The sequence below is a fragment of the Falsiroseomonas sp. genome, from assembly GCF_030695085.1.
Taxonomy (GTDB): domain Bacteria; phylum Pseudomonadota; class Alphaproteobacteria; order Acetobacterales; family Acetobacteraceae; genus Falsiroseomonas.
In genome coordinates this window covers 1-12,229 of record NZ_JAUYTS010000003.1, presented here as the reverse complement: position 1 = coordinate 12,229, position 12,229 = coordinate 1, and the positions used below count along the sequence as shown (strand labels likewise).

Below are 12,229 nucleotides of genomic sequence, written 5' to 3'. Positions count from 1 at the left end.
TTTTGGGTCCGGTCGCCAGGTCGGTGACGGAGGTTCGCGCGCGCCACTTCGCCACGGTCTTCGGGTTGATGCCGTAGCGCTTGGCCAGGGCCCTCAGGCTCGCTTGACTATGCTGTATCGCTCGACGGACCGCCTCTGTCGTGGTGGCGCTCCCATGGAGAACTTGGCCCATAGCGCATCCCTCCATCCAGGCGACAAGAATGCACCATCAAAGCCTGGGACCAAACACCTAGAGTCTGTCAGCGCGGCGCTGAATCGGAAAAGAGATTCCACGACGCGGGGCTGATGTGATTCAACATTGCTGCTGGGCAGGAGGCCAGCAGCAATGGCTCGACCGCTTTCCCTGGACTTGCGCTCACGCGTTGCTGCTGCGCTGGCGGAAGGTGCGACCGTGCGAACGGCGGCGGCACGTTTCGAGGTTTCGGTGGCCAGTGCGGTGCGGATTGGCCAACTCGCCCGCGCCGGGCAGGGCCTTGAGGCCAAACAACGCAGCGGCCAGCGCCCGCTCATGCTGCTGAGTTCGGCCGATGCGGTCACCACTCGGCTCGCATCGAAAGCGGACTGGACGGTGCGCGCCCTGGCAGCCGACCTGCGGGCCGCGGGCATTGGAGTGTCGCACGACACCGTCTGGCGCTTCATGCGCCGCCAAGGCCTCAGCTTCAAAAAAAACGTTGCTGGCAAGCGAGACGGATCGGCCTGACTTGGCACGCCGACGGGCACGCTGGCGGACCCATCAGCATCGGTTTGACCCCGCCCGCCTGGTGTTTGTCGACGAAACCTGGGCCAAGACCAACATGACACGCACCCGCGGCTGGAGCCCGCGCGGCGCGCCGCTGCTGGCCAAGGTACCGCAGGGGCACTGGAAGACGCTCACCTTCCTCGCCGGTCTGCGGCACGACCGCATCGTCGCGCCCTGCGTCATCGACGGGCCGATCAACGGCCTCTCCTTCACCGCCTGGGTCAGCCAGTTCCTGGCGCCGACGCTGAGCCGCGGCGACATCGTCCTCGCCGACAACCTCGGCAGCCACAAAGGCAAGCCTGTCCGCGCAGCACTCCGCGCCGTCGGCGCCAAGCTGTTCTTCCTGCCAGCCTACAGCGCCGCGCATGTGACACCGGGCATCGCCGAGATCGAAACCCGCCTCGCAGCGCTGCGCGAGGGTGCGCGCCATCTGGCGGTCGGGCTAGACGCGCCACCCAATCTGGCCAAATGGCGAGAGACCCTTCGGCCGCGGCGCGAAGCGTCGTTCCTGGCGCTCGATGCCACGCAGTCCGCGACGATGCTGGCTGGCGCGGCCGGCTTCCGGGAAGGCTCCGGCGTCGCCCGCCGGGCGCGCGAGGCCACCTTCGTGGCCATTGTTTCGCCCTCGGTGAAGCACATCGGGCATGAGCTCTCACGGGTGGCGTAAGCGCACTTCTGAGGCCGGAATGAGCGTTGGCCGGAACGCGGCGACCCGCGACGATTCCGGAACGGCCGCTGCCGCGCCACTGGTGCGACAGCTGCGCGGCCGACGGCCAGAGACCGACTGTACCGAGTCGCCCCTCCTCCGCCAGTCCCCATACGAGCCATGCTCTCCGCCTGACCAGGCGCCGCGCTGAGTGGCGGGCTCGTCAGGGCTGATCGGCAAGACTGTTACATTGTTGGCAGAAGACCAGAGTCAGCTATCCAGCATCTCGCGAAGTGCTCGCATTGCCGTCGCATAGCCGCGCGCGCCCAGCCCCGCGATCACTGCGGTCGCGGCAGTGGAGACGAGGGACTGGTGATAGATCGCCTCTCGCTGATGGATGTTCGAGATGTGCAGTTCGATGATCGGCACCTTGACCATCTTGAGCGCGTCGAGCAGCGGGATGGAGCGGAAGGTCAGCCCGGCTGGGTTGATGATCAGGCCGTCCGCCCCGGTGTCGATCGCTTCATGGATCCAATCCACCAGCTGGCCTTCATAGTTCGTCTGGTGGAAGACCACCACCTCCTCGCCGGCCTCGGCGCGGCACATCGCCTCGACCTCGGCGAGCGTGGTGCGTCCGTAGATCTCGGGCTCGCGCTTGCCAAGCCGGTTGAGATTGGGACCGTTGAGGACATGGAGGCAGCGGGGCAAGGCGGTCTTCCTTTTCTGCAATCTCCGGCGGCGGGCATCAGCCCTGGTAGCCAAACTGTCGCGGCATCCAGAGCACGAGCTCCGGGATGAAGGTGATCAGCGCCAATGCGGCCATCATGGCGAGCACGAAAGGCAGCGTGTGCCGCACCACGGCCGAGAGCGGTGCATTGGATATCTTCGCCACGATGAACAGCAGCAGCCCATAGGGCGGCGTGACCAAGCCGAGCATGATGTTCACCACCACCACAACGCCAAAATGCACCATGTCGATGCCCAGCGCCTGCGCCGTGGGCACCAGCACCGGCACCACCACCAGCAGGATGGTGCTCCCTTCCATCAGGCAGCCGAGCACCAGCAAAATCAGGTTGACGATCAGCAAGAATTCCCAGCGCGACATTTCCCAGCCGGCCAGGATATCGCGCACTGTGTTCGGTACATTCTCGCTGGTGATAACGTAGTTGAAGGCGAGCGCGCCCGCGATCAGCATGCCGATGGCGGCCGTCGATCGCGCGCTGGTCACCACGGCGGCATAGGTCTGCCGCAGCGTCAGGCTGCGGTAGAACACCGCGGCGATGATATAGGCGTAGGCGGCAGCAACGGCGGCGGCCTCGGTCGGCGTCATCACGCCGCCATAGATGCCGCCCAGCAGGATCACCGGCATCAGAAGCGCGGGAAACGCCTCCAGAGTCAGGCGCGGCACCTCGCACAGCGGCACACGCTCCGCAACCGGGAAGTCGTGGCGATGCGCCATCCAGCTGTTGATGGCCATCTGCGCCAAAGCCATGAGCAGTCCCGGAATTACGCCCCCCAAGAACAGGTAGCCGATCGAGGCATCGGCGACGAGCGCGTAGAGCACCATGGGGATGGAGGGCGGGATGATCGGCCCGATCACCGCCGTCACCGCCGTCAACGCGGCCGCGTAGCTGGCCGGATACGCTCCGCCCCTGGTCATCATGTCGATCTGCAGCTTGCCGCTACCCGCTGCATCGGCGATCGCCGATCCGGACATGCCGGCGAAGATCACGCTCTGGACGATGTTGACGTGACCAAGCCCGCCACGCAGGCGGCCGACCAGCAGGTTGCAGAAGCGCAGTAGCCGATCCGTCAAACTGCCCGCATTCATTAGCCCGGCGGAGAAGATGAACAGCGGTACGGCGAGCAGCACAAAGCTGCCATTCAGCCCGTTCAGCACCTGCTCCGCCGCAATCGACATGTCCTGACCGGACAGGCCGAGATAGATGATGCTGGCCATGATCATGGTCAGCCCGATCGGCAACCCCATCAGCGACAGCACCAGCAGCGCAGTCAGCGAAATGGTAAAGGGGTCCTGGAAATTCACCGCGTACGTCCTGCAAGCGCGCGCCAGGCAATGGCAGCGTGCCGGATGATCATGGCGACGGCGAAGATCAGCCAGACCGAATAGAGGATATCGAAGCGGATCCCGAGATAGGCGCTGCGCTCCACCTTCATGAAGGTGACGTAGTCCGCCATTGCGGGCAGCGACCAGCCGAATACGGCAACGACTGCGAGTCCCGTGATCACGTCGCACATGCGCCGTGGCAGGCTGGGCAGGGCGCCGTACAGGATGTCGAAGCGAATCTCCTCATCATCCCGCAGTACCAGTGCCGCACCCCAGAGCACGCCCCAGACCCAGGCCAGGGTCGAAAGCTCCGCCGTCCAGCTCAGCGGCGCATTCAGCACGTAGCGCGTGAATATCTGGAGGATGAAGGCCGCGAACATCACGACCAGCAAAAGCGAAAGCACGTTCTCCGCGCGCCGCCTGGTCCAGCCGAACAGGCGGCACGCCGCGATCACGGGATCAGCGCACCGCGGCGATGCGGTCGAGGATTCCGGCCGGCCAGACCTGCGACTGTGGCGAGGCCAGGTAGCGGCGCTGCGCCTCCGCACGGAAGGCGGCGACATCCGGCTCGTACACCTCGAGCCCCTGGGCGCGGAAGAAGGACTGCATCTCCTGCTCCTGCGCCAGATGACGCTGGGTGCTCTGGTCGATCGCCTTGTTCGCCGCGGCCTGGATTGCATCGCGCTGCGGCTGGGTCAGCCCGTCCCAGAGGCGCGCGGAGATCGACAGCAGGTCATAGGCGACGAGATGGCTGGTCAGGACGAACTGCGTCGTCACCTCATGAAAGCGCATGGTACGGCTGGTGGGTAGCGGATTGTCCTGGCCGTCCACCGTGCCGGATTGCAACGCCGTGTAAAGCTCGGCGAAGGCCACCGGGGTGGGGTTGGCGCCCAGCGCCTCGCCAAGAAACTGCCACGTCTCGCCCGGCGGCATGCGCAGCTTCATCCCCGCCATGTCAGCCGGGGTGGTAACGCGCTTGCGCGGCTTCAGGTTGACGTGCCGCGTGCCAAAATACAGGGGGCCGAGAACATGGACATTCAACTGGTCCCGCGCCATGCGGTTGAATTCCTGGCCGATCTCGCCGGCGAAGACCTTGCGCATATGGTTGGCGTCGCGAAACAGGTAGGCGGAGGCCATCACCGACCAGGCCGGGATCTGCCGTGACAGATCCTGCGGCGAGAGATTGGCCATCTCGATATTGTTGCGCTGGATCGCGACCAGTTCCGTGCCCTGGCGGAACAGAGTTGCGTTGAGGTGCAGCTCCACGTCGAACTGCGACTGCAATTCCTGCTGGAAGCCACGCATCGCTTCGGCGCGGATGTCCTGGTCGGAGAAGACCGCGGTGAAGCGGATGCGCCGGCGCGGCTGGGCCCGTGCCTGCAGGCTGGGCAAGGCTAGGGCGGCGGCCCCGGCCAGCATGGCACCGCGACGCCCAATGGTGATTGGCATGCGAACTTCCCTCCCTCGATGATCTTTTCGACCCTTGGCGAGCCGGCTTGCCGTGACGCTAGGGGGGGGCGCCGAACTGATCAAGAGAGATTCGCCATAATCTCGGAGATTCGGCGAAATGCCGGCTCTTGCCTGCCGTGCCTGGCTTCCTTGATACTGGGCGTCGAACCTGTTCCGAGGACGCGCCGCCGTGACATCGGCCGAAGGCAGAGACAGCGCTGCGGAATCGCCCGGCGAGACGGCGTATCGTCGCATCCGCGCCGATGTCGTGCTGGCTCGGCTCGCGCCGGCGCAAAAGCTGGGCCTTGACGGGATGCGCGAGATCTACGGCGTCGGCATAGGCACGCTGCGGGAGGCGCTGAACCGGCTGGCCTCCGAAGGGCTGGTCATCGCCGAAGGCCAGCGCGGCTTCACTGTCGCGCCGGTTTCGGCCGAGGATTTTCGGGAGGTCGCGGAGCTGCGCCTGTTGCTGGAGAACGCGGCCGTCGCGGCGTCGTTCGCCTCCGGCGACCTGGACTGGGAAGGTCAGGTGGTCGGCGCGCATCACAAACTCGCTGCGCTGGAGCGACGACTGCTGGCGGGCGAGGCCACCGATGCATCCCTGTGGAAGCAGTATGACCGTGAATTCCACACGGCACTGATCGCCGGCTGTGGCTCGGTCGCGTTGCTGGAGACTTATGCCGCGGCCTATGATCGCTTCCTGCGCTACCAGATGGTCGCAGTCGTGTTCAGGGGCGCGATCGCGGCCGAGCAGCACGCCGCCCTGCTGGAAAGCGCCCTGGCGCGCGACGTGGCGCGGGCCCAGACCGTGCTGCGCGCGCATGTCGAAGGCTGCGTGAACCATGTCGTGCAGGGCGGTGCGCTCGCCCCCTTCTCGGTCGTCAAGCGCCGGGCGCGCCATGCGGCGGCCGCGCCTACCCTGCCTTCGGCCGCGAAGCTCGGGCGATGAGCGGCAGCTTGGCCGCGGCTGAAACGGCTGAGGCGGCGAGCGAGCGCGCCTGGCGGCTGATCCGCGCCGATATCCTGCGGGGCGCGCTGGCACCCGGCCGCAAGCTGCGGCTGGAAGGGCTGCGGGACAGCTATGGCGTCGCCGTCGGCACGCTGCGAGAAAGCCTGAGCCGCCTGATTGCCGAGCGCCTGGTGGTCGCCGAGGGCCAGCGCGGCTTCGAGGTGTCGCCCTTTTCCTCAAAGGAACTGCGGGAACTGGCGCAGCTGCGCCTGCTGCTGGAAGGCCATGCGCTGGAACACGCTTTCCGCGCAGGCAACGTGGAGTGGGAAGGGCGCGTCGTTGCCGCCCATCACAAGCTCTCGCAGATACAGGAACGGCTGCGCGCGGGCGATGTGGCGGCACTGGATCTGTGGCGCCGCCTCGATTGCGAATTCCACCAGTCGTTGATCTCCGCCTGCGGGTCGCGCACCCTGATGGCAACGCATGCAACGGTGTTCGACCGCTATTTGCGCTACCAGAACCTGGCGCTGGGTTTTCGCGGTGCCATCGCGGTGGAGGAGCACTGCGCGCTGTGCAACAGTGCCGTCCGACGCGACACGGCGGCGGCACGGGAAATCCTCGCTGCGCACATCCTGGGCGGCGTTGACCACGCGCTGGCCAGCGGCAACATCTAGTCTGGCAGGATCACAGGGTGCGCAGCCCGTGGCAGGATGCCGCGGCAGCGACAGGAAAGCGCGATTCCCTGATGGCCGATCGCAAGCCCACGACCCCAAACACACCGCGCCACAGGCAACGCCGCGCGCCTGATGAAACGCGGCGCGAAGTGCTGGACGCCGCCCTGGCCGAGTTCAGCGAGAGGGGTTTCTCAGGCGGCCGCGTAAATGACATCGCGGCGCGCATGCGCACGACCAAGCGCATGATCTACTACTATTTCGGCGGCAAGGAGCAGCTTTACGCCGCGGTGCTGGAGCATATGTATGGCCGGATGCGCGACGCCGAACAGGCGCTGCGCCTCGACGCGCTGCCGCCGCTTGAGGCGTTGCAGCGCCTGGTGGAGGTGACCTTCGACCACCATGCGCAGCATCCGGAATTCGTACGCCTGGTCAGTGTCGAGAACATCCATGAGGCGCGGATCGTCGCCGCCTCGCCCACCATCCCGGCACGCAACACTGCCATCATCGGGATGCTGGGCAACCTGATCGCGCGCGGACAGGCGGAGGGCGTGTTCCGCAAGGGGTTGGATGCGCTCGACCTGCACATGCTGATCAGCGGTTTCTGCTTCTACCGAATCTCCAATCGCCACACGCTGCGCGCCATCTATGGTCTGGCGCTTGATGCGCCGCAGGTCACGGCGGCGCAGCGGCGCATGATCGTCGAGGCGGTTCTGCGTTATGCTCGGAGGTGATCGGGGGACACCATCCGCGCAAAATGCCGCAGCATCCGGCCGGCATCGGGTTCAAGGCCGGTGAAAAGGCGAAAGGCGCCGGCCGCCTGGAAGACCGCCATGCCGCCGCCATCCAGCGTGCGGCAGCCGAGCTCCTGCGCGGCCCGCAGCAGCGCGGTCTCGAAGGGGAAATAGACGATGTCGGCGACCCAGAGCGCCGGCCGCAGCCACGCCACCGGCAGCGGCGTGCCAGGGAATTTCGCCATCCCCACGGGGGTGCAGTTCACCAGCCCATCCGCCGCCTGCACCTCGCCCGCGAGGTCGTTGCAGGCCGTGGCGCGGCCGACGCCAAACCGCGCGCGCAAAGCCTCCGCAAGGGCGGTTGCGCGCGGCGCATCACTGTCCGCGATGGCGAGATGGCCCACGCCTTCGCTCAGCAGCGCATGCGCCACCGCGGCACCCGCCCCGCCGGCACCGAGTTGGACAATTCGGTTGCGCAGCGCATCCGGCAGGCCGCGCCGCAGACCTTCTGCAAAGCCCGTGCAATCCGTATTGTGCCCGATCCGCACCCCGTCCCGCAGCACCACCGTGTTCACGGCGCCCAACGCCTCGGCATCCGGTGAGAGGGTGTGCAGCAGGGGAACGACCGCCTGCTTGCAGGGATAGGTGATGTTCAGCCCGGCAAAACCCATTCGCTCCGCCGCCGTCAGCAGATCCTCCAGCGTCTCCGGCCCCAGCCCGAGCCGTTCCAGGTCGATCAGCCGATAGACCAGCCGAAGGCCCTGCTCCGCGCCCTCAAGCTCATGCATCGCGGGGGAGAGCGAGGCCTGGATACCGCTGCCGATCAGCCCGACGAGAATGGAGGGCGCGCTGTCCCGACGAGTCATGCCAGATCTCCTGGGGAGGGACGTCCTGCTTGCAGCTGGTATGTACTCGTTGGTACAAACCAATTCAATGCCAGGCCCTATACCTGCGAGGGGGGAGCCTGCTCCGACGCGGCCCCGCACGAAGGATGCGTGATGACGCAGCAGCGCCTGCCGAGATCCATCGCGACGGTCTGCCTTTCCGGCACCCTGCCGGACAAGCTGGAAGCCGCCGCGGCCGCCGGCTTCGACGGCGTCGAGATTTTCGAGAATGATCTGCTCACCTTCGACGGTACGCCCGCCGATGTGCGCCGGATGTGCGAGGATCTCGGCCTCGCCATCACCATCTTCCAGCCCTTTCGTGATTTTGAGGGCATGCCAGAGCCGCAGCGCCGCCGGAATCTTGACCGTGCGGAGCGGAAGTTCGACACGATGCAGGCGCTTGGCACGGACCTCATCCTGGTCTGCTCAACCGTGCACCCCGCCGCCTTGCCGGAGACGGAGCGCGCTGCCGATGATCTGCGCGCCATGGCGGAGCGCGCCGCGGCACGCTCGTTGCGCATCTGCTACGAGGCGCTGGCCTGGGGCCGGCATGTCAACCGATGGCGCCAGGCCTGGGACATCGTGCAGCATGCGGATCACGCGGCCCTCGGCCTCTGCCTCGACAGTTTCCACACCCTGTCGCGGGGCGATGACCTTGCAGGTCTCGACAAGGCAGTGCCGGCGGAGAAGTTGTTCTTCCTGCAACTCGCCGATGCGCCGCATCTGTCGATGGATTTACTGTCCTGGAGCCGGCATCACCGACTGTTCCCCGGCCAGGGTGAACTGCCGGTGCCGGGCTTCCTGAAGGACCTGCTGGCGGCGGGCTATGCCGGGCCACTGTCGCTCGAGATATTCAACGACGAGTTCCGCGCGGCACCGTCGCGCCGCATCGCCCGCGACGGGCTGCGGAGCCTGGTCTGGATCGAGGACCAGGTGGACCTCGCCCCGCTGCCCGCCTTGCCGAAGCTCTTGGGCATCGAGTTCGTGGAATTCGCGGTCGACCATGCGGCGCGTGAGGAATTGCGCGGCTTCATCGGCACGCTGGGATTTCGACGCGGCGGGACACATCGCTCGAAGGACGTGGAGCTGTGGCGCCATGGCGGCGTGAACCTGGTGCTGAATTCCGAACCGGACAGCGCGGCCAGCGAGCGCTTCGAGCAGGCCGGGCCCTGCGTCTGCGCCATCGCGCTGCGCGTCGATGATCCCGCCCGCGCCGTGGCGCGTGCCCAGGCGCTGTCCTACCCTGTCTGGCGCGAGCGCATCGAGACCGGCGAGCGCGACATCCCGGCGATCCGCGCACCCGACGGCACGCTGGTCTATTTGGTGGAGGGGCTTCTGACCGGCGGTGACCCAATTTGGGAGGATGATTTCCAGCTGGAAGGCGAGGCCGCCGCTGACGGGTTGCTGTGCGTCGACCATGTGGCGCAGGCGATGACGCTCGACATGATGGACAGCTTTATCCTGTTCTACCGCGCGCTGCTGGGCCTGATGCCCGATGCGACCTGGGAACTGCCGGACCCCTATGGCCTGGTGCGATCCTGTGCCTTCGTCAGCGCGGATGGCAGCGTCCGCCTGCCACTGAACGTCTCGGAAAGCCGGCGGACGGGCACCGGGCGTTTCGTCTCCGCGCATGCCGGCGCAGGCGTGCACCACATCGCCTTCCGGGCGGCGGATGCGGCGGCGGCGGTCGATGCCGCAGCGGCGCGGGCGGCACCGCTGCTGGATATTCCGGAGAACTACTACGAGGATTTGGGGGCCCGCTTCGACCTGGAAGATGCCGAGATTGCGGAGCTGGCGAAGCGCCATCTGCTGTATGACCGCGATGCAGCCGGCGGCAGCTTCCTGCACGCCTATACCCATTCCTTTCGCGACCGCTTCTTCCTGGAAATCGTCGAGCGGCTGAAGGACTACACCGGCTTCGGCGCCGCGAATGCGCCTGTGCGTATGGCGGCTCAGAGGCGCCAAAGTTCTAGAGCCTGATGCCCATACCACAGGAAGAAGCGGTGCCTCGCAACCCTGCGTAAGGCCGGCTACCCTCATGATCGCCTGCGAATTGGGAGGGCCGCGAGGTACGCGACGTAGCAGCGCACCGCCTGGGCGAGCCAGCGACCTTGCTCGGGCATCGAAAAATGACGCAATAGGCGAGACGCGTCTCACCGATACCAGCGAAGGTTAGATCCCGGTTCCCACCGCTGCTCCAATTTTTCCCAACAAAATCAATAATTTAACGCCTACCCGACGGGGCCGCCAACCCGGATCATTTGTTCCTGGGGGCCGGATAGGGTGCCACTTTTCAGTGGCTGTGGGCGGTTTTGGGCGAACATGGGCGAACTGTGCCGCCAGCTCAGGTTGAACTCCCGCGTGCCGCGGGCACGCTCCCTCGACTGCTTTGGCACGAGCGTGGTTTCGAGTTTCGGCCGTGATCCAAGCTGCCTGAGTGTGCCTGAACTGAGGTTGTACTCCGAGTTGGCCGGCGAGGCGCCACTGGCCCTTCCAGCCCCCCTCTCTCAGATCAGGATGAAGTCGCTGGAACTCAGCGCCGGCGTCCCGGTCAGTACGGCAAGGCTTACTGCCCCTGCACCTCCCACGCCATCTGCATCCCACAGCAGCGCCGCCTGGTTGGTCTGGTAGATGAACTGCCCAACGCCTGCCGCCGCGGTCGCCAGCGGCGAGGCATGCGAGCCGAAGTGCGTCGGGCTCAGCGCACCTACCGTCTGCCCTACCCCAAAGCCCGCCGCAGAAATGGCGATGAAGTCCACTCCATGGGTGAAGTCGACAATCCGGGCCGGCAGGCTGGTCGCGTCGTCATACTGGAAATAATCGCGCCCCGCATTACCGGTCAGCAGGTCTCGCCCGGCGCCGCCGACCAGCGTATCATCTCCGCCGCCGCCCAGCAGGTTGTCGTTGCCGTCGAGACCCTTGATCAGGTTGGCGCCACTGTTGCCTGCGATCCGATTGTTCAGCTCATTTCCGGTGCCGACCAGATTGGCATTCCCCGTGAAGTTCAGCTTCTCGATCTGCGCGCCCAAGGTCCAAGACAGGCCGGTGATGATCAGGTCGATGCCCTGATTAGGGTGTGGACTCAATCATGCCCAGTAGGTGATGGCTGAGACGAGGCAGACGGCGGCGAGGAAGTTGCGCGCTGTCTTGTCGTAGCGGGTGGCGATGCCGCGGAAATCCTTGATGCGGCAGAAGGTCCGCTCGATGACGTCGCGCAGCTTGTAGCGCGCGGCGTCGTGCGGGATGGCGACCTTGCGCGTCGTGGTGCTGGGGATGACGGCTACGGTCCCTCGTGCGGCGAGGAAATGGCGCAGGTGGTTGGCATCGTAGCCCTTGTCGCCGACCAATTCGGCGGACGGCGCCGCTGCCGAAACCAGGCTGGCGGCGGCGGTGATGTCGGCGATGTTGCCGCCGGTCAGCAGGATGGCGTGCGGGCGGCCCTGGGCGTCGCAGAGCGCGTGGATCTTCGTGGTGCGCCCGCCGCGCGGGCGGCCGATCGCCTGGCGGCAGGCATCGCCTCCGCCCCCTTTTTGGCGCCTGCTGCGGAGCGGTGCGCCTTCACCGCGGAACTGTCGATCATCGTGACCTCTGGTGGGTCGGAGCAGGCGACAAGCGCCGCGAAGATACCCTGCCAGAGACCCCGCTGGCTCCAACGGTTCCAGCGGTTGAAGACCGTGGTGTACGGCCCGTATTCGGGCGGCAAGGCACGCCAGCGGCAGCCCTCACGGAACCGGTGGACGATGCCGCTGATCACGCGACGGTCGTCCACGCGCCGCGGCCCCGTGTGGACCATCGGCAGATGCGGCTCGATCGCCGCCCATTGCACGTCGCTCAGCCAGAACAGGGTCGTGTCCCGGGTGGTGGTGTAGGAGGACCGAAGCCCGGGGCGCGTAGCGAAGCCCCTGGCTGAGCGAAGCGGAGCGCCCTGGGCGGCCACCGCGGTGATGCTCGGTAGGGTTGGGTTGCTGAGACCAACAACCCCTGACCTTGGACCGACCACGATGACCGACGACAAGATCGCCCTTCGGCAGATGCTGGAGAAGGGCTCCGACGCGACCTTTCTGCGGGAGATGATCGGCTTCGCCGCGC

The 12,229-nt window shown here is 66.4% G+C and carries 11 protein-coding genes and 2 pseudogenes; 5 read left to right on the top strand and 8 right to left on the bottom strand.

What is annotated here, in order from left to right; all coding sequences use genetic code 11:
- A pseudogene (locus Q8S40_RS00425) lies at nt 1-172 on the bottom strand (IS481 family transposase); the annotation flags it as partial.
- Between the two features lie 153 nt (nt 173-325).
- Here Q8S40_RS00425 and Q8S40_RS00420 point away from each other — a divergent pair.
- Nucleotides 326-1,234, top strand: a pseudogene (locus Q8S40_RS00420) (IS630 family transposase); the annotation flags it as partial.
- Nucleotides 1,235-1,655: 421 nt separating this feature from the next.
- Here Q8S40_RS00420 and Q8S40_RS00415 read toward each other — a convergent pair.
- From Q8S40_RS00415 to dctP, 4 genes are read right to left on the bottom strand one after another with little or no spacing between them, the layout of a single operon-like run.
- The gene (locus Q8S40_RS00415) at nt 1,656-2,093 is read right to left on the bottom strand and encodes a type II 3-dehydroquinate dehydratase (RefSeq protein WP_305668853.1); all 438 of its coding nucleotides are present in this window, start codon (nt 2,091-2,093) and stop codon (nt 1,656-1,658) included.
- Between the two features lie 37 nt (nt 2,094-2,130).
- The gene (locus Q8S40_RS00410) at nt 2,131-3,432 is read right to left on the bottom strand and encodes a TRAP transporter large permease (protein WP_305668852.1); all 1,302 of its coding nucleotides are present in this window, start codon (nt 3,430-3,432) and stop codon (nt 2,131-2,133) included.
- Nucleotides 3,429-3,908 (bottom strand): TRAP transporter small permease, encoded by a 480-nt coding sequence (locus Q8S40_RS00405; protein WP_304809510.1) that lies wholly within the window; start codon nt 3,906-3,908, stop codon nt 3,429-3,431. The genes Q8S40_RS00410 and Q8S40_RS00405 overlap by 4 nt, the downstream gene beginning before the upstream one ends.
- A 4-nt stretch (nt 3,909-3,912) precedes the next feature.
- A complete protein-coding gene (gene dctP, locus Q8S40_RS00400) occupies nt 3,913-4,902 on the bottom strand; it encodes a TRAP transporter substrate-binding protein DctP (protein WP_305668851.1) in 990 nt (329 codons plus the stop codon).
- A 190-nt stretch (nt 4,903-5,092) separates the two neighbouring features.
- On the opposite strand from dctP, the gene Q8S40_RS00395 reads away from it, so the two are divergent.
- From Q8S40_RS00395 to Q8S40_RS00385, 3 genes are all read left to right on the top strand, one after another.
- Nucleotides 5,093-5,851, top strand: coding sequence for a GntR family transcriptional regulator (locus Q8S40_RS00395; protein ID WP_304809514.1), 759 nt, complete (start codon nt 5,093-5,095; stop codon nt 5,849-5,851).
- Nucleotides 5,848-6,525 carry a GntR family transcriptional regulator gene (locus Q8S40_RS00390; protein ID WP_305668850.1) on the top strand — a complete coding sequence of 226 codons (678 nt, stop codon included), beginning with the start codon at nt 5,848-5,850 and terminating at the stop codon, nt 6,523-6,525. The genes Q8S40_RS00395 and Q8S40_RS00390 overlap by 4 nt, the downstream gene beginning before the upstream one ends.
- Nucleotides 6,526-6,674: 149 nt before the next feature.
- Nucleotides 6,675-7,256, top strand: a complete 582-nt coding sequence (locus Q8S40_RS00385; protein ID WP_305668849.1) for a TetR family transcriptional regulator — start codon at nt 6,675-6,677, stop codon at nt 7,254-7,256.
- Here Q8S40_RS00385 and Q8S40_RS00380 read toward each other — a convergent pair.
- Complete coding sequence (locus tag Q8S40_RS00380; protein WP_305668848.1) at nt 7,241-8,122, bottom strand: shikimate dehydrogenase; 882 nt, start codon at nt 8,120-8,122, stop codon at nt 7,241-7,243. The genes Q8S40_RS00385 and Q8S40_RS00380 overlap by 16 nt on opposite strands.
- Before the next feature lie 132 nt (nt 8,123-8,254).
- Between Q8S40_RS00380 and Q8S40_RS00375 the strand changes: the two genes are divergently transcribed.
- Nucleotides 8,255-10,120: a bifunctional sugar phosphate isomerase/epimerase/4-hydroxyphenylpyruvate dioxygenase family protein gene (locus tag Q8S40_RS00375; RefSeq protein WP_305668847.1), complete on the top strand. Its 1,866-nt coding sequence runs from the start codon at nt 8,255-8,257 to the stop codon at nt 10,118-10,120.
- Nucleotides 10,121-10,647: 527 nt separating this feature from the next.
- Here Q8S40_RS00375 and Q8S40_RS00370 read toward each other — a convergent pair.
- Together Q8S40_RS00370 and Q8S40_RS00365 are read right to left on the bottom strand one after the other, a co-directional pair.
- A complete protein-coding gene (locus Q8S40_RS00370) occupies nt 10,648-11,226 on the bottom strand; it encodes a hypothetical protein (RefSeq protein ID WP_305668846.1) in 579 nt (192 codons plus the stop codon).
- Nucleotides 11,227-11,933, bottom strand: a protein-coding gene (locus Q8S40_RS00365) for an IS5 family transposase (protein WP_371136780.1) whose coding sequence is annotated in 2 segments (ribosomal slippage) — nt 11,227-11,670 and nt 11,673-11,933 — 705 coding nt in all. Because the reading frame shifts where the segments join, the coding sequence is not laid out codon by codon here.
- Between the last annotated feature and the right edge of the window lie 296 nt (nt 11,934-12,229).

Excerpts from the sequence above, each read along its gene's own strand:
- Q8S40_RS00380 (WP_305668848.1), bottom strand. The coding sequence starts at position 8,122 with ATGACTCGTCGGGACAGCGCGCCCTCCATTCTCGTCGGGCTGATCGGC.
- Q8S40_RS00390 (WP_305668850.1), top strand. The coding sequence starts at position 5,848 with ATGAGCGGCAGCTTGGCCGCGGCTGAAACGGCTGAGGCGGCGAGCGAG.
- dctP (WP_305668851.1), bottom strand. The coding sequence starts at position 4,902 with ATGCCAATCACCATTGGGCGTCGCGGTGCCATGCTGGCCGGGGCCGCC.
- Q8S40_RS00375 (WP_305668847.1), top strand. The coding sequence starts at position 8,255 with ATGACGCAGCAGCGCCTGCCGAGATCCATCGCGACGGTCTGCCTTTCC.